The sequence below is a fragment of the Herbiconiux sp. J20-20 genome (assembly GCF_057365085.1).
This window is the reverse complement of the sequence record NZ_CP195122.1, coordinates 2,330,929-2,350,526: the sequence shown is the minus strand read 5'-3', so window position 1 is coordinate 2,350,526 and position 19,598 is coordinate 2,330,929. Positions and strand designations below refer to the sequence as shown.

Below are 19,598 nucleotides of genomic sequence, written 5' to 3'. Positions count from 1 at the left end.
CGGCTAGGACTCGGTGCGTGAGGTGTCCACCGCGTCCCGCGCCCCGCGCACGACGCCGACCAGGAATCCCGCGCCCCAGCTGAGGTGCATCGTCGCGACGACGGCGACGAAGCGCAGGCGGTCGGCGAGCGAGCCGGTGTCGGTGACCCCCGCGGCGACCAGCAGCGCGAGGTAGGCGAGCGGCCCGAGAGCCGCCAGTCCGGTGATCACGAGCAGCCACGCCGGCAGCAGCCCGAACGCCGCGAACGGCGCGAGCACCACGGTGACGACGAGCGCGATCAGCAGCACCGGCGGCGCGAAGAAGCGCAGCGGGTTGCGGCCGCCGAGGCGGCGCACCAGCTCACCGCGCCACACCCCCGTCGCGTAGAACTGCCGCACCAGGCGAGCCCAGGTGCTGCGCGGCCAGTAGCTGACGCGCAGCTTCGGGTCGAGCCAGACGAGCAGCCCCGCCTGGCGAAGCCGGAAGTTCAGCTCCCAGTCCTCGCCGCGCCGCAACGACTCGTCGAAACCGCCCACCTGGTCGAACAGCTCGCGGCGGAAGATGCCCATGTAGGCCGACTCGGCCGGACCCTCCACCGCGCGATCGCCGTGATAGGCGCCACCGCCCAGCCCGAAGGGGCTGTTGTAGGCGCGCGCGACGGCCGCCTGGAATCCGGGGCGCCCGGTCGCGATCATCACACCGCCGAGGCTGGCGGCCCCCGTGCGTTCGAGGGTCTCGACGCCGCGCTGCGTGTAGCCGGGTGCCAGCTCGGTGTGGGCATCGACGCGGATCACGATCGGGAACCGGCTCGCGGCGATCGCACGGTTCAGACCGATCGGGATGTCCATACCCGGATTCGGCACCGAGCGGATGCGCGCGTCGGCGGCGATCAGTCGTTCCACGATCGCGTCGGTGCCGTCGGTCGACGGGCCGAGCGCGAGGACGACCTCGACCTCGCCGGGGTAGTCCTGCGCGAGGATGCTGGCCACCGCGGCCTCGAGATAGCCGGCCTCATTGAGGACAGGCATGACGTACGAGACGCCCGACGCGCTGGTCTGCTCCACTGCCACGCTCCCGAACTGCGGTACCCACGACGCCCGGCGGGCCCGACCGATGCTATCAGTCGGGCCCGCCGGTGCCGGGGGCGCGCACGCCCGCGGGAGGAACGCGGTCGGTGCGAGCCGGGTGCTACTCGAGCGACCCGAGGGTCACGTCGAAGGTGAGCACCTGCTCGTCGCGCACCACCGTGATCGTCGTCGAGGTGCCGGCCGCGAGGGCGCGCACCTGGGCGGTGATGTCGGTGGCGCTGGTGATCGGCAGCTCGTTGAAGTAGGTGATCACGTCGCCGGACTGGAGGCCCGCGGCATCCGCTCCGGATCCGGGCGTCACCTCGCCGACCACAGCGCCGAGCGTCGAGCCGGTGTCGCTGCTGGCGTCGCCGACGGTGACACCCAGCAGGCCGTGCGAGGCGGTGCCGTCGGTCATCAGGTCCTCCGCGACGCGCAGCGCGAGGTCGGACGGGATGGCGAAGCCGACGCCGATCGAGCCGGAGGTCGAGCTCGAGTCGCTGCCGGTGCTGGCGATCGCGACGATGATGCCGATCAGCTCGCCCTCGTCGTTCAGCAGCGCGCCACCCGAGTTGCCCGGGTTGACGGCGGCATCGGTCTGGATGACCGGGATCGAGATCGACGACGACGTGGTGCCGGTGCTTCCCGGGAAGTCGAAGTTGAACTGCGGCCCCTCGGATCCCTCGGTGTCCCCGGTGCTGTCATCCGGCACCGCCGAGGAGGCGACGCTGATGCTGCGGTTGAGGGCGCTCACGATGCCGTCGCTGACCGAGTTCGAGAGGCCCAGCGGGGCGCCGATCACGACGGTGCGGTCGCCGACGTTCAGCTCGGAGGAGCTGGCGGTGTCGATCGGCGTGAGGCCGCTGGCGTCATCGAGCTTGATGACAGCGAGGTCGGTGATCGCATCGGTGCCGACGATCGTGGCGCTGTAGATGTGGCCGTCCGAGGTGGTCACCTCGAGTTCGGCGGTCGCGGTCGCGCCGTCGAGCGTCACCACGTGGTTGTTGGTGAGGATGTAGCCGTCCTCGGTGAGGATGACGCCCGAGCCGGAGCCGGCGACTGAGCCGCCCGAGGCACTGATCGTGACGACCGACGCGGCTGCCTTCGCGGCGATCGCGGTCACCTCGGTGACCTCGTCCGGGTTGTTGACGGTGATCGTGCTCGGCGCTGACTGCGTGGTCTGCGAGGTCGAGGTCGAGGAGCCGACCGCCCAGGCGGCGACTCCCGCCCCGGCGGCACCGCCGATGAGGGCACCGACGGCGAGCGCGGCGACCACGGGAAGCCCCGCGGTGCGGCGCGAGGTGGAAGCGGGTGCGTCGGCCTCGACGGATGCGGCGTCGACGGATGCGGCGGCAACCGATGCGGCTGCGGAGTCGTCCAGCGGCTGCGGGGCCGGCGGGGCCTCCGGAGCCGACGGCGGTCCGGCAGGAGTCTCGGGAACACCGAGCGGCGGCGCGTCGTCGCCGCCCGCAGCGGGCGCCGCGGGGGTGGAGGCCTGGTCCGTGGCGGGCGTCTCGGGGACGCTCTCGTCGGCGGGCGTCGGAACAGCGGCGGAGTCGTCGGCGGGCTGCGGTTCGCCCGGCGTCGCGGTGGGGTCTGTCATGAGTGCTCCTTCCAGCGTGGCCAGCATCACGCCAGAACCTGTGTGTCAGTTATGTCGGCGATGGGAGCCTACTGGAGCATTCGGCGCCGGGCTGGGTCGCGACAGGTGGCTGCCCGCGCACGGCGCCGGAGCACGGGACGCGCGCGGTCAGCAGCCCGGGCCGGCCGGATTCACACGGCAGTCGTCGGCGACGAGAACCGTCGTGGCGCCGCCGACGGTGATCGCGAGATCGTTCGCGGGAAGAACGAGCTGCCCGGCGATCGGAACCCAGGTCGAGCCCGCGTAGCGGTACTCGGCGGCGTAGCCGACCGAGAGACGGATGACGTAGGGCCCCGCCGTCGCGTAGACGTGGCTGGTCGGCGTGACGTCGAATTCTGAGACGCCGAGCGCGGCCCAAGTGTCACCGCGCACCGAGCGGGTGGCGCTGCTGCCGTCGCCGTAGTTCCAGAAGTACTGCACCGGGGTGAACCGCACCTCGGCGGTGCGCCCGAGGAGCGTGCCGGGAACGATCTGGGTGCCCGTTCGCGCGTAGAAGTTTGTCGGAAGGCCGGCGATCGTCCAGCCGTTCGGCTGCATGTGGTGAGTCGCGGACGCCGGCCGGAAGCTGGCGATGTCGACCAGCGTCACCGGCGCGACGACATCCCAGCCGTCGCGCTCGATCTCGGCCGTGCAGGTGGGCACGCCGTTGGCGTAGGTGACCAGCGCCGTCTCGCACGGCGGCAGGGGCGCCGCCGCACGCCCGTCGCCGGACCCCGCGCCCCCAGATCCCCCGCCCGAACCCGGTGAGCCGTCGTTGCCGGTCAGCTCGACATCGTCGTCGGTGATCTCGCCGGTGACCCCGCAGCCGCCCGCGAACACCGACCCTGAACTGCATTCGCTACTTGCGGGCGCAAGAACTGGGGCCGCGGCGAGTAAAGCAGCTAACAGAAGCTCGAGTCCGGCCATCTCTCACTCCCGTCAACCTTGAGAGCACCATCAGCATCGGACACAAACGTCACTTCGAGTGCGAGCACCTCATCACGGTCGGAAGGCGTTGCATCGGCACCCGACTCGTCGACGAGTTTCGTAGCCGAGATGTCGATGCACCCATAGGCCACCACGGTCACGTGATCACTGTCTGTCTTCAAAGACTGGAGTTGTGCGAGGCGAGCAACCGTGTTGCCGACCAGCCGGTAACTGGCGTCGCTCAGTTCCTGTGCCGATTCGGACTCGGCTGCCAACTTGCTCGGCGTGACGACTGCCTGAAGCGGCTCGAGTGACTGCCAGCCGTCGTGCCCGACTGAATCGGCGGCCAGCCAGTAGGCAACGTAGACCTCCTCCGCGGCGGCGAGCGCCTCCTCTTCGGAGGCGAAGAGGGGCGTGGTGCTCGGCTGCGGGGGCGGGGTGATCGGCGCGGCCTCCGGCAGGCAGGCGGTGAGGCCGAAGCTGAGACTGAGCGCGACGGCGGCGGCGAGCGCGACGGCCGGGCCCGGTGAGGCGATCCGCATGCGACGACGGTAGGTGATCCGCTCGGCGCGTGGACGAGTCATCCACAGAGCGGCAGTAGGTTGGAGTCCATGAGTGTTCCGGGCGCGTGGGAGCGAGCCGCGCGCGGAGCGATGCTCCTCGGCGAGGACGGCGCCCTGCGGCCCACCATCTTCGGCGAGATGTCGGCGCTCGCGGCGAGCACCGGCGCGATCAACCTCGGCCAGGGCTTCCCCGACGAGGACGGTCCGCGCGAGGTGCTCGACGCCGCCAAGCGCGCGATCGACGAGGGGCTCAACCAGTACCCGCCGGCGCTCGGCATGCCGGTGCTGCGCGACGCGATCGCGCGCCACCACGAGCGCTTCTACGACCTGCGCATCGACCCCGACCGGGAGGTGCTCGTCACCGCTGGCGCGACGGAGGCGATCGCCGCGTCCCTGCTCGCCCTGCTCGACACGGGCGACGAGGTCGTCACCTTCGAGCCGTTCTACGACTCCTACGCGGCCATGATCGGCCTCGCTGGCGCGCGCCATGTGACGGTGCCGCTGCGCGCCCCCGATTTCCGCCCCGACCTGGATGCCCTGCGCGCCGCGGTCACCGACCGCACCCGCGTCATCCTGATCAACTCCCCGCACAACCCGACCGGCATGGTGCTGGATCGCGAGGCCCTGGAGCTGATCGTGGAGCTCGCGCACCGCCACGACGCCTGGATCGTCAGCGACGAGGTCTACGAGCACCTGGTCTTCGATGACCCGGTGGACGGCACCCGGCACACCCCGATCGCGACCCTGCCGGGGGCACGCGAGCGCACCGTCAGCATCGGCAGCGGCGGCAAGACGTTCAACACGACCGGCTGGAAGATCGGCTGGATCACCGCCCCGCCCGCGCTGATCGCCCCGATCCAGGCGGTGAAGCAGTTCCTCACCTACGTGAACGGCGCCCCGTTCCAGCCGGCGATCGCGGCCGGTCTCGACCTGCCGGACGACTACTTCACCGGAGCCGCCGCTGCTCTCGCCGCCAAGCGCGACCTGCTCTCGGCGGGCCTTGTCGCCGCGGGTTTCACCGTCTCGCGCCCGGCGGGCGGCTACTTCGTGATCGCGGGTGCCGCCCCGCTCGGCGCGACCGATGCCGACGAGTTCTGCCGGGCGCTGCCCGCCCGCGCGGGCGTCGTCGCCATCCCGTTGACCGCGTTCATCCGCCCGGAGAACCGCGCCGACTACCGCACGCTGGTGCGCTTCGCGTTCTGCAAGCGGCACGACGTGCTCGAGCGCGCGGCCGTGCAGCTCGCCTCCCTGCGGTCCTAGAGCTCGGCAACAGGCACGCGCACAGGCACCAGCACCAGCACACACTTCTACCCCGCGCGCTGGGCGAGCAGCCGCTCCAGCACCGCGCTCTTGCTCGGGGCCGGGATGGGCCGTTGCTCCGGGTCGAGCGAGCGCGGTGGCACCACAAAGTAGTCGCCCCCGGTGCGCGCGACCCGCCACCCGTTGTCGTGCACGAGTAGGTGATGGTGACGGCAGAGCAAGACTCCGTCGACCGCGTCCGTTTTTCCGCCCTCCTGCCAGGGCACGATGTGATGCGCCTCGGTCCAAGAGGGTGGTCGGTCGCAGCCGGGAAAGCGGCAGCCTCCGTCGCGGGCGGCGATCGCGATGCGCTGGTGGCGGCTGAACAGCCGGCGTTCGCGGCCGAGGTTGAGTGGATGACCGGTGTCGTCGAACATCACCGCCACCGACCCCGACGCGCAACGGTGGCGTTCGGCGGTGGCGATGCTGATCGGCTCCGACTGCCCCTCGATTCGAGCGATGCCGCGACCCGACTCCAGGTCGCGCGCGGTCACCAGCACCCGCACGGCGGCGCCACGGCCCGCGTGCACGGCATCGGGGGCGACGGTCGACCCGACGCGGATGAAGTCGACGAGGGCGTCCAACGCGATCTGCTCGGTGGTGCGCGGGTCGCGCACCAGTTCGGCGGCGGCATCCGCTCGGGCAGCGTCGGCGAAGCGGGGACCCCCACGACGCGGTGAAGTCACCCCATCGACCGCCGACACGACCAGCGCGGCCGACTCGGGGTCGAGCAGGCCCGAGATGCGGGTCATGCCGTCCTCCTGGCGAAAGAGGTGCAGGTAGCGGCGCTCGCGCAGTGCTCGCTCGCGATCCGCGACCAGCTCCGCGTCGGCCGCCGCATCGAGTTCGGCGCGGGCGTTGCGCGCCGCAACCGCGAGCCGTTCGGGGGTGAGGCCGGGCGCCCGCGCGACGAGACTGTCGGCGGCCGCCGCAAGCGAGGCTTCGCTGACGGCCGCGTTGGGCACACCGAGCCCGGCGCGAATCACGTCGGCCGCAGCCACCGACAATCGCCCCTCGGCGCAGGCGGCGCCGACGCCGCGGAGCCAAGGCTCCGCGATCGCGGGGCGACCCGGCTCAGAGTCAGCGTCGCCGCCCGACGAGCCCGGGCCCTCGGCGACGGGGATCAGCGACCCGATCCGCACGAGCGCGGCGGCGTCGCGCGAGGTGCCGCCCGTGAGCCTCTGGACGAGGTGCTGCGGGGTTCGGGTGCCCAAGCGCTGAGCGAGGCCCTCATAGCCGAGGTCCGGACGCGAACGGTGCGCGATCTCGGCCGCGACCACCGCCGACGCGGATGCCACCCGACGCGCGATCTCGCCCAATTCTCGCTGCAGACCGAGCAGCTCGGAGTCGGCCGCCCCGAGCACGGCGGGCGGCGCGAACGGCACCGACACATCGGCGAGCGATATGAGAGATGCGTTCGATTCTGACATGAGTCAATTGTCCCAAGACTCGAACGTATTTTCTAGCGTTCCTCACATACTGGTGGAGAAGTCACACACCTGCGGGCAGTGGAGGAGACGAGCCAGCCCAGCCCATCCCGGCCCGGCCCAGCCCGGCAACCCCGCTACCGCGGGCCGACCCCGAACCGCCGCAGAGCCAGCGCCGGATTCACCCGCCGCACCTCCGCGACGCGCGCCGGCGAGATCCAGGCAACTCCGACCTCGACCGACTCCCCCACGGTGACGAGCTCGACCCCCATCGGGTCGACCACCATGCTGTTGCCCGCACCGACCGGCGGGGCGTGGTCGGCGGCCGCCACGAAGATCGTGTTCTCGAGGGCGCGCGCGGTCACCAGCGTGCGCCAGTGGTGCTCCTTCAGCGGACCGCGCACCCACTCCGCGGGAAGCAGCACCAGGTCGGCGCCCGCATCCACAAGCCGCCTCGTCACCTCGGGGAAGCGCACGTCGTAGCAGGTCTGCAGCCCGACCGTGAAGCCCTCCCACGGGAACAGCGGCGTCTGGTCGAGGGCGCCTGCCACCACCCAGTCGCTCTCCTTCTGGCCGAAGGCGTCGTAGAGGTGCATCTTGCGGTAGCTGGCCACCACCGCACCGGACGCGTCGACGGCGATGAGGGTGTTGTGCACCCGCTGCGCGTCGCCGGGCGCCGCCTCGATCATCCCCGCGACGATATGGATGCCCAACCGGCTGGCGAGCGCGCCGAGCGCCCCCGCGAACTCGCCGTCGAGCTCCTGCGCGAAGGGCACCACGTCGGCGCCCATCGCGGCCGTGAAGTACGACGAGTACTCGGGGAAGACGACGAGCCGCGCGCCGCGCGCGACGGCGGTTTCCGCCAGTCGTGTGATCTCGGCGAGGTTCGCGGCCGGGTCGTCACCGGGCGCGAACTGTGCCACCGCCACCGCTGCGGTGGAGTTCTCAGATGTGGCCATGCTCTCAGCCTAGGTCTGCGGGTCCCCGCAATCGGTGAACCAGCGCACGGCGCCCGCGTACTCGGCGACGTGCAGCTCGACGCGTTCGACCTGTCCGCCGAGATTCGCATCGGCGGCGACGGTCTGCGAGTTGAGGATCTGGGTCGTGCGGTCGTCGGTCGGGTAGTTCCACGGCTCGGAGCGCTGGTCGACGATCTCGATCTCCGAGATCGAGCCGACGACGGTGTCGAGGTAGGCCTCGCACTGCTCCGCTCCGTAGCGGTGCAGCACGGCCGGATGCTGGCTCGCCGCCAGCGCATCCACGTCGCCAGTGGCGTGCCAGCCTTCGAACGCGGAGACGAACTCGCTCGCCTCCTGCTCGCCGGTGCTGCTGGCGGCCATGGCATCCCGCATCGCCGCCACCGCACCGGGTTCGCCCTCGCAGTCGAGGGAGCGCTCCTCGGCGGTGACCGCGACCACGGTGGCGTCGGCGGGCACCGTCGTCGTCGTGCCGTCAGCACCGCGCAGGGTCACCTCTCCGACCGCGTAGTCGGCGTAGCTAGAGACCGGAACGACCGCGGCGATCACACCATCCGGCGCGACGATGCCCGAGACGGAGTCGACGTCGGCGCCGGGGGTGTCCACCTCGAAAGCGGTCCCGTCGGCGGACCCCGCCGCGACGATCACCAGGAGCACAAGCAGATACCACGACGGGCTGCCGGTGAAGTACGGATACGGCGAGTGCCCGACCGCGGAGCAGGACGCCGGAGCGAAGGAGGCGTTCTCGGCCGACGAGGTCGAGGTCGGCTCATCGGTCGGGTCGACCACCGCACCCGGAGTCACGGCGGACCGCGGCAGCAGGAACAGCACAAGCGCGATGATCAGCAGCACGACGAACAGGGCCAGCAGCAGCAGGAACCACCAGCGCTTCCAGATCGGCCGCTCCGGTGCGGGTGCGGTCTCGCGCACCTCGCCGGCACCGACCTTGGTCGCGGCGCCGGCGGCTCCCCCGGTCTCGGGGCGCGGCGGGCACGGGAACGGGGCGCCGATCTTCTTCCAGGTGGTGCGCGTGTTTCCGGTCGGCGTCTCGTCGTACTTCCATTTGCCGATCACGGCCCAGCCGCTCGAGCGCACATCGGTGTCTTTGAGGATCTGGCTCATCGCGGCGGTGGTGCCGAGAAAGGCCCCCACGAACGCGGCGCCGACGGCGGCAAGGCCGCCCGCGCTCGCGACCGCGCCGGTGGCCCCGGCCCCGCCGAGGGTGCCGGTGGTGGTCGCGATGGTGCCCTCGGCGATCCCCGCAGTGACGGTGCCGTAGGCGAGGTCGCCGAACAGTCCGGCGACGCCGAGCCCCCCGCCGGTGGCGCCCGCGGTCGGGCTCAGGAAGGTGTCGTAGTAGTCCTTCAGCAGCGTGTCGGTGACCCACTGCTCGTAGTACTGCTTGAGCAGCGCGAACTTGTAGCTGTACTCCTCCTCGACCACCGCCTGCTCCTGCTGGCACATGCCGCCCCCGACCGGAACCACCCGGAACTCGGACTTGGCCGTCGCGGTCACCCGCCACTCCGTGTGGCTGACCTCGAGCGGCTCAACCTCGAAGCGATTGAAATACGCCCAGCGGAATACTTCGTTGCCGGCTTCGTCGGCCTGCATCGAATCCGAGAGCCAGATCTTCTCGTTCGGATGCTTCGGGCTGTGCGTGAACCCGTCTGCGGTGGAGACCCGCAAATCGGGAGGTGACGCGTAGATCGGCGCATCGGTGGGCACGGGGGCGTTCGGGTCGGCAGGCATCGGCTGCTCCGTCCGGTCAGGCGAGCGCCAGCTGCAGTCACCGGCGCGCGCATTCGGGTGTCCGGTGCCCGACACCGTACGCCCCTGACCACGGCAGGTCAATGGCGTCGGCGGGCCGGAGTAGCGTGTGCGGCATGACCTGGGACCGCGATTTCGCGGGCGCCTCCGCCCACCGCGAGCACGCCCGACTGCGACGCGAGCGAGAGGCGTCGGCGGATGCGGCGCCCGAGAGCATCCAGGAGCTGCTGCGGGATGCGGGCCGCCGCTCGCGCGAGATCCGGGCCTGGGAGAAGGGCGCGGCCGGCGAGTCGGTCGTGGGCCGCACGCTCACCGAGCTCGCCGACCACGGGGTGCGCGTGCTGCACGATCGCCGCGTGCCGGGCGGCACCAGCAACCTCGATCACCTTGCGATCGCGCCGACCGGCGTCTACGTGATCGACGCCAAGAACTACGCGGGGCGCCCGCGCGTCGAGACCTCCGGCGCGGGCGAGGCGACCGCGAAGCGCCTCTTCATCGGCCGCGACGACCGCCACCACCTGGTGCAGAGCGTGCAGTGGCAGACCCGCGTGGTGGACGCAGTGCTGGCCGACGCCACGGTGCCGGTGCGCGGCATCCTGTGCTTCATCGGAGCCGAGTGGGAGGTGCTGAACGGCTACCTCGTCGAGGGCGTCGGGGTCACCCCACCGGAGCGACTCGCCGACCTGCTGCGCCTGCCCGGGCCGCTCGACGCGGCGCGGGCGGAGACGCTGCACCGCCATCTGCTCGCCTCGTTCGAGGCGGCTTAAAGCAGAAGGCCCGGTCACAAGACCGGGCCTTCATCTGGTTGCGGGGGCAGGATTTGAACCTACGACCTCTGGGTTATGAGCCCAGCGAGCTACCGAACTGCTCCACCCCGCGGCACAAGGATTGACTTTACCACGGCCGCGGGGTGGACACGAATCGGGGCGCTACTCCAGCGCGGCGATCGCCCGTTCGACGGCCGCCTGCATCCGCTCGTCGGCCTCCGCGGCAGCGACCAGGTCGCCGTCCGCGTAGGCCTGGTTGCGGTCGGTGAGGGCCGCCTGGTAGTCGCGCAGCGCCGCCTCGAGCGCGGCATTGTCGGTCGTGTCCGGCGTCTCCGTGCCAGGGTCGGTCGGGTCGGTCGGGTCCGTCGGCTCGGTCGGAACCTCGACGTCACCGTCGCCCGCGCTTGCTCCCGCGTCGCCGCCGAAGAGCACATCGAGAGCCTCGGTGAGCGTGTCCTCGAACGCGACCTTGTCACCGAAGGCGACCAGGATCTTCCGGAGCAGCGGGTAGCTGGTCTCACCCGTCGACTGCACGTAGACCGGCTGCACGTAGAGCAGTCCGCCGCCGACCGGCACGGTCAGCAGGTTTCCGCGGCTCACGCTGGTGCCCTGCTGCTCGAGCAGGTTCAGCTCGGTCGCCACCTCGGTGTCCGAGTTGAAGGAGTTCTGCACCTGACCGGGGCCGGGCGTGGTGTCCTGCTTCGGAAGCTCGAGGAGCGTCAGCTTGCCGTAGTCCTCGCCCGCATCCGCGTTGACAGCGAGGTAGCCGGTGAGCACCGAGCGACTCGCGTCGCCGGCACCCTGCTGCGGGATGTAGGTCGAGTACAGCGTGAACGCGGGCGCCTCCGTGCCGGGCACCTGCATCGTCAGGTAGTACGGCGGCTGCGCGACCCCGGAGGTCTGCGTCGGGTCGGCCGGGGTCGACCAGGCGTCGTCACCGGAGTACCACGAGCCGGCCTGCGTCACGTGGTAGGTCTCGAGGATCGAGCGCTGCACCTTGAACAGGTCCGCCGGGTAGCGCACGTGCGCCTGGAGGTCCTCGCTCATCTCGTCGGCCGGCACGAGCGTCGCGGGGAAGACCTTCTGCCAGGTCTGCAGAATCGGGTCATCCTCGTCCCACACGTACAGCACGACCTCACCCGTGTAGGCGTCGACCGTGGCCTTCACCGAGTTGCGGATGTAGTTGATGTCGTCGAGCGCATACGCGGGCGCCGGCGTGTAGGTGTCGGCGATCGCGCTCGAGAGCTGCTCGATCTTCGAGTACGGGTAGCTCGCCGTCGTCGTGTACGCATCCACGATCCAGACGATGCCGCCGTCGACCACGGCCGGGTACGGGTCGGAGTCGAGCGTCAGGTAGGGGGCCACCTTCTGCACGCGCTCCATCGGGGTGCGGTCGTAGAGGATCTGCGAGTTCTCGTCGATGCCGTCCGAGAGGATGATCTGCTCGCTCTGGAACTTGACCGCGTACACCAGCTGCTTGAACAGGTTGTCCAGCGCCGGGCCGCCCTCGGCCTCATAGGTGGTGAAGGCGTTGCCGGTGCTGTCCTCGCCGCCGGCCGGGAAGTCGAGCTCGATCGGCGAGCCGTTGTCGGTGCCGCCCACGATGGAGTACTCGGGGCTCTCCTCACCGAAGTAGACGCGCGGCTCGAACTCGCCGAGCGCACCCGAGTTCGGGATGCCCGACTCGAGGAAGCGCGGCTGGCCGTCGACCTCGCGCTGGTTTCCGTACGCCGCCACGACACCGAAGCCGTGCGTGTAGACGAGGGTGTTCGAGTACCAGGTGGTGCTGGTCTGGCCGCCCTGGTTCAGCTCACGCAGCGCGATCACCGTGTCGGTGGACTTGCCATCGATCACGTAGCGATCCACGTCGAGATTCGGGAACTGGTAGTACTGGCGCACCTGCTCCAGCTGGGCGAACGTGTCGCCGACGAGCGCCGGGTCGAGGATGCGGATGTTCGCGGTGGTCTCGGCGTCGGCGCGCAGAGCGCCGGGCTCGGCATCCGTGACCGCGTTGTACGGCACGACGCTGACGTCGTCCAGGCCGTAGGCGGTCCGCGTCGCGTCGATGTTGCGCTGAATGTACGGCGCCTCGAGGGTCTGCTCGCTCGGCTCCACCTGGAAGCGCTGCACGAGCGCCGGGTAGATCGAGCCGATCACGAGCGAGGCGACCAGCAGCGCGGCCGTGCCGAGCAGCGGCAGCCGCCAGCGGCCGATGATCGCGGTCAGCAGCGCCAGCAGCGCGACCAGTCCCGCGGCGAGCGCGAGGATCGCGCGGCCGGGGATCACCGCATTCACGTCGGTATAGGAGGCACCGGTGATGAGCGAGCCCTCACCGAGCACGGTCGCGTACTGGTCGAACCAGATGCTGACCGCCTGCAGCGCCAGGTAGACCGTCGCCATGATCGCCAGGTGGATGCGCGCGGGGCGCGTGACGCGCACCTCGCGACCCGAGACGCGGATGCCGCCGTAGAGGTAGTTGGTGGCGAGCGCCGCGAGGCCGGCCACGAGGATGACGGCCGAGGCGTAGGCGAGGAGCCCGCGGTAGAACGGCAGCTCGTAGACGAAGAACGACACGTCGAGACCGAACTGCGGGTCAAGGCTGCCGAACTCCGTGCGGTTCAGGAACTGCAGCACGGTGGGCCAGCGCGTCGCGGTCGAGACCCCCATGAAGAGCCCGAGCACGAGCGGGATTCCGTAGATCGCCAGGCGACGCAGCGGCTCGATCACCTGCTGGTAGCGGTCCAGCTGCGCGCTGAGCTTGGCGTAGACCGGCCGCGTGCGGAACGCGATCGTGATGCTCACCCAGACGACGAGCGCCATCGCGATGAAGCCGATCGCGAACAGGGCGCCGAAGGCGAACCACTGGGTGGTCAGCACCTCCAGGTAGCCCAGCTGGTCGAACCAGAGGATGTCGGCGTAGAAGCCGGAGAAGGTGATGAAGCCGATCACGATCACACCGATGATCGCGGCGGTCACGGCAAGGGCAACTCGGGTCGAGCTGCGCGCGGGGCGCTGCTGTTCGGTCCGGTTGGTGGGCGAAGTCACGGGTGGCTCCTGTCAGGTCTTCCGTCGGCACAGACGGATCCCTCATATCCTACGTGGCACCCGCCCACGGGCCGCTGGGTGTTGGCTACGGTTCGCAGCGCGCGAGGTCGCTCGTGTCGCTCCCGGTTCCGACGGCCTCGACCACCGCGAGGGCGTCGTCGAGCGTGACCACCTTGAACACCTCGAGCCCGTCGGGGATGTTCCCGACCACCGCGTCGCAGTTGTCGGCGGGTGCCAGGAACCATTCCGCGCCGGCCTCGAGCGCGCCGTACATCTTCTGCTGGATGCCGCCGATCGCGCCGACCGTGCCGTCCGCGGCGATCGTCCCGGTGCCGGCGATGTGCTCGCCGCCGGTCAGCTCGCCCGGGGTGAGCTTGTCGAAGATGCCGAGCGCGAACATCATGCCGGCGCTCGGACCGCCGACGCTGGAGAGCTGAATCGAGACATCGATCGGGAAGTCGTAGGTGCCGCTCACCAGCACGCCGATGACCGGCGTCGCTCCGTCATCGGCGAGCATCGGGGTGACGCTGACCTCTTGCTCGACCCCGTCGCGCCGGATGAGGAACGACATCGGCGACTCGACGCCGTTATCGCTGATGACGGCTCGCAGGGCCGACACATCCGGGGTCAGCGCTCCCCCGGCGGCCAGAATCTGGTCGCCCGCCTCGAGGACTCCCTCCGCGGGCGAGCCCTCCTGCACGGAGGCGACGTCGACGACGCCGGTGTACTCGATGTCGAGTTCGTTGAGCGCGGCGGCGATGGCCTCCTGCTGCGAGTTCTGCATCTCGATCGCCGACTGCTCCTGCGCATCCTCGGTGCTCTGCCCCTCGGGGTAGATCGCCTCGATCGGCACGACCGCGCTGCTCGGCTCGAACCACGCGGTGGCGATGTCGATCCAGCTGGGCTGGCTCGTGCGGTTGCCCTGGATGCGCACCGTGAGCAGGTCGAGCTCACCGCTCGTCGGGTACGTCTCCGCCCCGTCGATGTCGATGAGCGGCACCGCCTCACCGTCGATCAGCACCTCGCCGAGCGTGTCGTATACCGGGCCCGGCTTCTCGATCACGTAGGGCGCGGGTGCGCTGCCGAGCAGCAGGGCCCCCACGACGGCCGCCGAGAGGAGCACCCAGCCGAGGCCGCGTGCGATCGTCGTCCGGCGCTGCTCGCGGTGCAGAGCCTCTCGTTCCTCGAGGCTCGGACGGTTCGAGGGCGTGGGAGGGAAGATGTCGCTCACGGGATCCTTCAGAGTGCGGGCTCGGCACCGCGGCACTGTTCGCTCCCGGCGCAAGGCCAGTCGCCCCCGTCACGGCGAAAACCCGGGCGGTGCCACGGGCCACCGGTTAGCGTAGTTGGCATGCCTGATGATCCGCGGGATGAGCCGGAAGCGGCCGACAACGACGACTTCCGCGACATGCTGCGCGAGTTCCTCTCCGGCGAGGGAGACATGGACCCCGCGAAGCTCGCGAGCGCCGCAGGACTGCCCTCCGATCCGGCGCTCATCGCCCGGCTGATCGGGCAGCTCCAGGATGCCCTCAGCAACACCACCGACGGCGTCAACTGGGATCTCGCGCTCGAGCAGGCGACGACTCTCGCCGCGCGCGGCGCCGTTCCCTCGACCTCCGAGGAGCGCGCATCCTTCGAGTCGGCGCTCCACGTCGCCGCCCTGTGGCTCGACGAGGCCACCGACATCGCCGGGCTCACCCAGGAGCCCGTGCTGCTGAATCGCTCCGGCTGGGCCGAGTCCACGATGCCGGTCTGGACGCAGCTCGCCGAGCCGGTGGCGACGTCGATCGCCGATGCGCTCACCGAGGTGCTCGACGAGAGCCTCCCCGACGATGCGACCAACATGCTCGGCGCCGACCCCGCCAAGCTGCTGCGCAACGTCGGCGGCACGCTCTTCGCGATGCAGCTCGGCCAGGTGGTCGGGCAGCTCGCCGCCGAGGTGGTCTCCGGTGGCGACATCGGCATTCCGCTCAGCGACGGAGACCAGCGCCAGGCGGTCATCGTCCCGCAGAACGTGGACGCGTTCGGAGCCGGCCTCGACATCCCTCTCGACGAGGTGCGGATCTACCTGTCGGTGCGCGAGCTGGCGCATGCCCGACTGTTCCGCCACGCCAAATGGCTGCGCCTGCAGCTGATCTCGCAGATCACCGACTTCGCGCACGGCATCCACGTCGACACCGAGCAGATCGAGAACCTGGCGGCCCAGTTCGACCCGAGCAATCCGGACGAGCTGCGCGATGCCGTGACCAGCGGCGCGCTGATTCCGCCGAAGAGCGAAGAGCAGCTGGCCGCACTCGCCCGGCTCGAGACGCAGCTCGCCCTCATCGAAGGCTGGGTCGATGTGGTCACGGCGAGCGCGACGACGCGACTGCCCAAGAGCGGCGCGATCGCCGAGACGGTGCGCCGTCGCCGCGCCTCCGGGGGCCCCGCCGAGTCGGCCTTCGCCACCCTGGTCGGCCTCGAGCTTCGGCCGCGGCGACTGCGGGAGGCCGCCGCCATGTGGCAGCAGGTCAGCGACGCGGTCGGGGCAGATGCACGGGATGCGCTCTGGGCGCACCCCGACGTGCTGCCGACGGCGGAGGACATCGACGACCCCACGGCGCTCATCGCACGACTGACGGCGACCGAGCCGACGGAAGACGACGTCGACCGCGCGATCGCCGACCTGCTCGGCGACGAGACCGGCGACCGCCCGCGCGAGGAGTAGTCCCGGCCCGCGCAGGTGTGGAGAGCTCCGGCGGCGCGCGCCGCAGGCGCGGACCATGGAGTGATGGTCCTCCGACTTGATCCCCGGTTCCCGGTCGTGTGGCGCTCCCCCTCTGCCCTGCAGATCGGCGTCCATCCCGGCGTGGTGCTCGACCCGGTCGACCCGCCGACCGAACGCGCCATCACCGCCCTGGTCGCGGGCATCTCGGAGTCGGGTCTGCGCATGATCGCGCACGGAATCGACGCGGAGGCGCTGCTCGAGCGTCTTGCTCCCGTGCTGCTGCGCGCTGAACCGCGCCGCGCCCGCATCGCCGTGACCGGCGACAGCGACCTCGCGAAAGAGATCGCTCGACAGCTCGATGAGGAGCACTCGCGCGTCTCCACCGAGGCCCGTCCCGACCTCGTCATCGTCGTGGCCGACCACGTCCTCCAGCCCGACGACCACGGCCGATGGCTGCGCCGAGACGTGCCGCACCTGCCGATCATCGTGAGCGAGGAGTGCGTCGAGGTCGGCCCGTTCGTCGTGCCCGGCACCGGCGCGTGCCTCTACTGCGTGCACCTGACACGCTACGAGGCCGACCCGGCCTGGCCCGCCCTCGCCACCCAGTTGGCACGGCGCGCGCCCGCCGCGCTCTCGCGCACGGCGATCGCCGAGGCGAGCGCGTTCGCGGTGCGCCGCAGTCGCGACAAACCCGACCGGTTCGGGCGGGTGTGGAGCATCGACCCGCGCGGCGGGCGACTCACCGAGGGGCGCGTTGCCCCGCATCCCGAGTGCTCGTGCCGAGCTCTGCCAGAAAACGGCTCGGCTCTCGACGCTGCCCCCGAAGCCCCGCCCGCGACCACGACAGAGACAGCCGTCGCCGTGCCCGCGTGATGCCGACGTAGAGCAGCCGGCGCTCCTCGTCGATGCCCGCGAGGCCACGCGCGTGGCTCACCGGCACCAGACCCTCGCTGAGCCCCACGAGATAGACCGAATCCCACTCGAGGCCCTTGGCGCTGTGCAGGGTCGACAACACGACGGACGACAGCGTCGGCTCGTGCTGCGCCGACTGCCGGTCGCGCAGCTCCGCCACGAAGGCCGCCAGGCTCGTCCCCTCGGGCGCCTGGTCGGCGAGCTCGATGATCGCGTTGAGCGCCTCCCAGCGCTCGCGCACCGCCCCGGCCCCCTCCGGCGCCTCCGTCGACCAGCCGTTCGCGCGCAGCACGTCGCTGACCGACTGGAACAGCGGAGGCTCCGGCGTCGCCCGCTGCTCGCGCGCCACGCTGCCGAGCTCGAGGATCGCCCGCTTCACGACATCGAGGTCGAAGAACTTGGTGCCGCCGAGCTCACGCACGCTCACCCCGGCCTCGGCGATCGCCGTCTGCAGGTGCGGGCCTTGCGCGTTGACGCGGTACAGCACCGCGATCTGCTCGGGACGCGTGCCCGCCGCGATCTCCTCCGCGATGGAGGCGGCGACGGCGCGCGCCTCGTCGGCGTCGGTGTCGTAGGCGACCGGCGCGGGCACCTCGGCTCGCGGCGTCGAGGCCACCGCCGGTGTCAGCTCCAGCGCACCGGCGCGACCGCGCATCAGCCGGTTCGCCAGGTCGAGCACGGGCCGGACGGAGCGATAGTTGCTCTCGAGCCGGACGACGCGCGCGCCCGGGTAGCGCGAGGCGAACCCCAGGAGATAGTCGCTCGTGGCCCCCGTGAACGAGTAGATCGTCTGGCTCGCGTCGCCGACGACGCACAGCTCGCGGCGCGGGCCCAGCCACAGATCGAGCAGCGACTGCTGCAGCGGCGAGACGTCCTGGTACTCATCGACCACGAAGAAGCGGTACTGCGCGCGCACCTGCTCGGCCACCCACGGCTCATCCTCGAGCATGCCCGCCGTCGCCAGCAGCACATCCTCGAAATCGATCTGGCGGCGCTCGTCCTTGATCCGCTCGTAGCCCTCCTGCAGTGCCACCATCGTGTCGATCGAGATGTCGTTCGGCATCGGGCGCGAGGCCGCCGCCCGGGCGTACTGCTCGAGGGTCAGCTGCGAGACCTTGCGCCACTCGATCTCGGCCGCGACGTCACGCAGCACCGCGGTGTCGAGCTTCATCCGCACCGACTCGGCCGCATGCGCGATCGCCGGGCCTTTCGCGGCGAGGATGCGCGGGGTGGAGCCGCCGATGACGCGCGGCCAGAAGAAGTTCAGCTGGGCGAGCGCCGCCGCGTGGAAGGTGCGCGCGCTCACGCCGCCGGCGCCGAGAGCTCGCAGCCGGGTGCGCAGCTCCCCCGCCGCGCGGGTGGTGAAGGTGAGCGCCATCATGCGCTCGGGGTCGAAGGCTCCGGTCGCGACCCCGTAGGCGATGCGGTGCGTCAGGGCCCGGGTCTTGCCCGTGCCCGCACCCGCGAGAATGCACACCGGCCCGAGGAGCGCCTCCGCGGCCTCGCGCTGCTGCTCGTCGAGTCCTTCGAGAATCTTCTCGGCGTTCACGGCGTGCGCTGCCCGTCGTCGATCTCGGCGCCGATCCAGTCCTCGATGATCCGGCGGGCGATCGAGGTCGGGCCGGGCAGCAGGATCTCGCCCAGCGCATCCTGAAGCTCCGACCGGCTGAACCAGCGCAGCTCCAGGATCTCCTCGCCGTCGGGTCGCCCGGTGGGGTCCTCCCCCTCGGCGAGCCGGGCGCGGAAGCCGACCATCAGCGAGGCCGGGAACGGCCACGGCTGCGAACCCAGATAGACCGGTTCGACGACCCGCAGCCCCGACTCCTCGAAGATCTCTCGCTCGACGGCCGCCTCGAAGCTCTCGCCCGGCTCGACGAAGCCGGCCAGCAGCGAGAAGCGATTGGACTCCCAGACCGCGTTCGAGCCGAGCAGCAGCCGGTCGTCGGCATCCGTCACGCCGACGATGATGGCCGCGTCGGTGCGCGGGAAGTACTCGGAGCCGTCGGTCGGATCGCGGCGCACCCAGCCCGAGAGCACCGACTCGGTGACGCGACCGGTGCGGGGTGAGAAGGCGGCACTGCGATGCCAGTTGGCCAGCGCGAGCGCCTGCGTCACCAGGCCCGCATCGCGCGCCCCCCAGCGCGCGCCCAGCCGTCGCAGGTCGCCCCAGCCGACGTCGCGCGGCAGAACGCCCTGCGCGGTGAGCGTGTCGACGCCGGCGTCATCGACGACGAGTGCGAGCACGGGGGTGCCGACCGCCAGCTCGTCATCGCCGGGCAGCACCGTGCCGAGAAAGAGCACGAGCGTCTCGGGCGGGAGCGCCGCGAACGGCGGCGCGGCGGGAAGAAGGACGCGCGGCTCAACATCGGCGCGCAGCGGCACGCGTCCCTCGTGGAGGACGAGGACGCGTGCGCCCGGCTCGGCGAGCAGCGCCTCGGGCTCGCGGGCTCGCCGCAGGTGGTCGCGATCGAGCGCCGCCCGGGAGAGCGGAAGTCGCGTACCGAAATCGCTGCGCACAGGCACCTCTCGGGAACGGACG

14 protein-coding genes, 1 tRNA gene and 1 pseudogene are annotated in these 19,598 nt (G+C 71.0%); 4 read left to right on the top strand and 12 right to left on the bottom strand.

Features of this window, described 5'->3' with window-relative positions:
- Positions 1–3: 3 nt before the first annotated feature.
- From ACR3ZA_RS11355 to ACR3ZA_RS11340, 4 genes are all read right to left on the bottom strand, one after another.
- Positions 4–1,044 carry a glycosyltransferase family 2 protein gene (locus ACR3ZA_RS11355; protein ID WP_486179534.1) on the bottom strand — a complete coding sequence of 347 codons (1,041 nt, stop codon included), beginning with the start codon at positions 1,042–1,044 and terminating at the stop codon, positions 4–6.
- Positions 1,045–1,168: 124 nt separating this feature from the next.
- Positions 1,169–2,650 carry a trypsin-like peptidase domain-containing protein gene (locus ACR3ZA_RS11350; RefSeq protein ID WP_473662060.1) on the bottom strand — a complete coding sequence of 494 codons (1,482 nt, stop codon included), beginning with the start codon at positions 2,648–2,650 and terminating at the stop codon, positions 1,169–1,171.
- 147 nt (positions 2,651–2,797) lie between these two features.
- The gene (locus ACR3ZA_RS11345; RefSeq protein WP_473662059.1) at positions 2,798–3,508 is read right to left on the bottom strand and encodes a PKD domain-containing protein; all 711 of its coding nucleotides are present in this window, start codon (positions 3,506–3,508) and stop codon (positions 2,798–2,800) included.
- 62 nt (positions 3,509–3,570) lie between these two features.
- Positions 3,571–4,137, bottom strand: coding sequence for a hypothetical protein (locus ACR3ZA_RS11340; protein ID WP_473662058.1), 567 nt, complete (start codon positions 4,135–4,137; stop codon positions 3,571–3,573).
- Between the two features lie 69 nt (positions 4,138–4,206).
- On the opposite strand from ACR3ZA_RS11340, the gene ACR3ZA_RS11335 reads away from it, so the two are divergent.
- Positions 4,207–5,418 carry an aminotransferase class I/II-fold pyridoxal phosphate-dependent enzyme gene (locus ACR3ZA_RS11335; protein ID WP_473662057.1) on the top strand — a complete coding sequence of 404 codons (1,212 nt, stop codon included), beginning with the start codon at positions 4,207–4,209 and terminating at the stop codon, positions 5,416–5,418.
- Positions 5,419–5,465: 47 nt separating this feature from the next.
- On the opposite strand, the gene ACR3ZA_RS11330 is transcribed toward ACR3ZA_RS11335, so the two are convergent.
- The 3 genes from ACR3ZA_RS11330 to ACR3ZA_RS11320 form a co-directional block, all read right to left on the bottom strand.
- The gene (locus tag ACR3ZA_RS11330) at positions 5,466–6,887 is read right to left on the bottom strand and encodes a DUF222 domain-containing protein (RefSeq protein ID WP_473662056.1); all 1,422 of its coding nucleotides are present in this window, start codon (positions 6,885–6,887) and stop codon (positions 5,466–5,468) included.
- A gap of 134 nt (positions 6,888–7,021) precedes the next feature.
- Positions 7,022–7,843: a nitrilase-related carbon-nitrogen hydrolase gene (locus ACR3ZA_RS11325; protein WP_473662055.1), complete on the bottom strand. Its 822-nt coding sequence runs from the start codon at positions 7,841–7,843 to the stop codon at positions 7,022–7,024.
- Between the two features lie 9 nt (positions 7,844–7,852).
- Entirely contained in the window at positions 7,853–9,610 is a 1,758-nt protein-coding gene (locus ACR3ZA_RS11320) for a hypothetical protein (protein WP_473662054.1), read from the bottom strand.
- A gap of 134 nt (positions 9,611–9,744) precedes the next feature.
- Here ACR3ZA_RS11320 and ACR3ZA_RS11315 point away from each other — a divergent pair, with 134 nt between their 5' ends.
- A complete protein-coding gene (locus ACR3ZA_RS11315) occupies positions 9,745–10,395 on the top strand; it encodes an NERD domain-containing protein (protein ID WP_473662053.1) in 651 nt (216 codons plus the stop codon).
- A 35-nt stretch (positions 10,396–10,430) separates the two neighbouring features.
- On the opposite strand, the gene ACR3ZA_RS11310 is transcribed toward ACR3ZA_RS11315, so the two are convergent.
- The 3 genes from ACR3ZA_RS11310 to ACR3ZA_RS11300 form a co-directional block, all read right to left on the bottom strand.
- Positions 10,431–10,507: transfer RNA gene (locus ACR3ZA_RS11310), tRNA-Met, on the bottom strand.
- Positions 10,508–10,557: 50 nt separating this feature from the next.
- Positions 10,558–13,440: a UPF0182 family protein gene (locus ACR3ZA_RS11305; RefSeq protein WP_473662052.1), complete on the bottom strand. Its 2,883-nt coding sequence runs from the start codon at positions 13,438–13,440 to the stop codon at positions 10,558–10,560.
- Between the two features lie 85 nt (positions 13,441–13,525).
- A complete protein-coding gene (locus ACR3ZA_RS11300; protein ID WP_473662051.1) occupies positions 13,526–14,671 on the bottom strand; it encodes a S16 family serine protease in 1,146 nt (381 codons plus the stop codon).
- A gap of 120 nt (positions 14,672–14,791) precedes the next feature.
- Between ACR3ZA_RS11300 and ACR3ZA_RS11295 the strand changes: the two genes are divergently transcribed.
- Both ACR3ZA_RS11295 and ACR3ZA_RS11290 read left to right on the top strand, forming a co-directional pair.
- Positions 14,792–16,147 carry a zinc-dependent metalloprotease gene (locus ACR3ZA_RS11295; RefSeq protein WP_473662050.1) on the top strand — a complete coding sequence of 452 codons (1,356 nt, stop codon included), beginning with the start codon at positions 14,792–14,794 and terminating at the stop codon, positions 16,145–16,147.
- A gap of 63 nt (positions 16,148–16,210) precedes the next feature.
- A pseudogene (locus ACR3ZA_RS11290) lies at positions 16,211–16,927 on the top strand (hypothetical protein); the annotation flags it as partial.
- On the opposite strand, the gene ACR3ZA_RS11285 reads toward ACR3ZA_RS11290, so the two are convergent.
- On the bottom strand, positions 16,887–18,608 hold the full coding sequence (locus ACR3ZA_RS11285) for a UvrD-helicase domain-containing protein (protein WP_473662049.1): 1,722 nt from the start codon (positions 18,606–18,608) through the stop codon (positions 16,887–16,889). The pseudogene ACR3ZA_RS11290 and the gene ACR3ZA_RS11285 sit on opposite strands and share 41 nt — an antisense overlap.
- Positions 18,605–19,576, bottom strand: coding sequence for an NAD(+) diphosphatase (gene nudC / locus ACR3ZA_RS11280; RefSeq protein ID WP_473662048.1), 972 nt, complete (start codon positions 19,574–19,576; stop codon positions 18,605–18,607). Before nudC ends, ACR3ZA_RS11285 begins: the two co-directional genes overlap by 4 nt.
- Positions 19,577–19,598: the final 22 nt, after the last annotated feature.

Excerpts from the sequence above, each read along its gene's own strand:
- ACR3ZA_RS11350 (WP_473662060.1), bottom strand. The coding sequence starts at position 2,650 with ATGACAGACCCCACCGCGACGCCGGGCGAACCGCAGCCCGCCGACGAC.
- ACR3ZA_RS11340 (WP_473662058.1), bottom strand. The coding sequence starts at position 4,137 with ATGCGGATCGCCTCACCGGGCCCGGCCGTCGCGCTCGCCGCCGCCGTC.
- ACR3ZA_RS11335 (WP_473662057.1), top strand. The coding sequence starts at position 4,207 with ATGAGTGTTCCGGGCGCGTGGGAGCGAGCCGCGCGCGGAGCGATGCTC.
- ACR3ZA_RS11330 (WP_473662056.1), bottom strand. The coding sequence starts at position 6,887 with ATGTCAGAATCGAACGCATCTCTCATATCGCTCGCCGATGTGTCGGTG.
- ACR3ZA_RS11325 (WP_473662055.1), bottom strand. The coding sequence starts at position 7,843 with ATGGCCACATCTGAGAACTCCACCGCAGCGGTGGCGGTGGCACAGTTC.
- ACR3ZA_RS11320 (WP_473662054.1), bottom strand. The coding sequence starts at position 9,610 with ATGCCTGCCGACCCGAACGCCCCCGTGCCCACCGATGCGCCGATCTAC.
- ACR3ZA_RS11315 (WP_473662053.1), top strand. The coding sequence starts at position 9,745 with ATGACCTGGGACCGCGATTTCGCGGGCGCCTCCGCCCACCGCGAGCAC.
- ACR3ZA_RS11295 (WP_473662050.1), top strand. The coding sequence starts at position 14,792 with ATGCCTGATGATCCGCGGGATGAGCCGGAAGCGGCCGACAACGACGAC.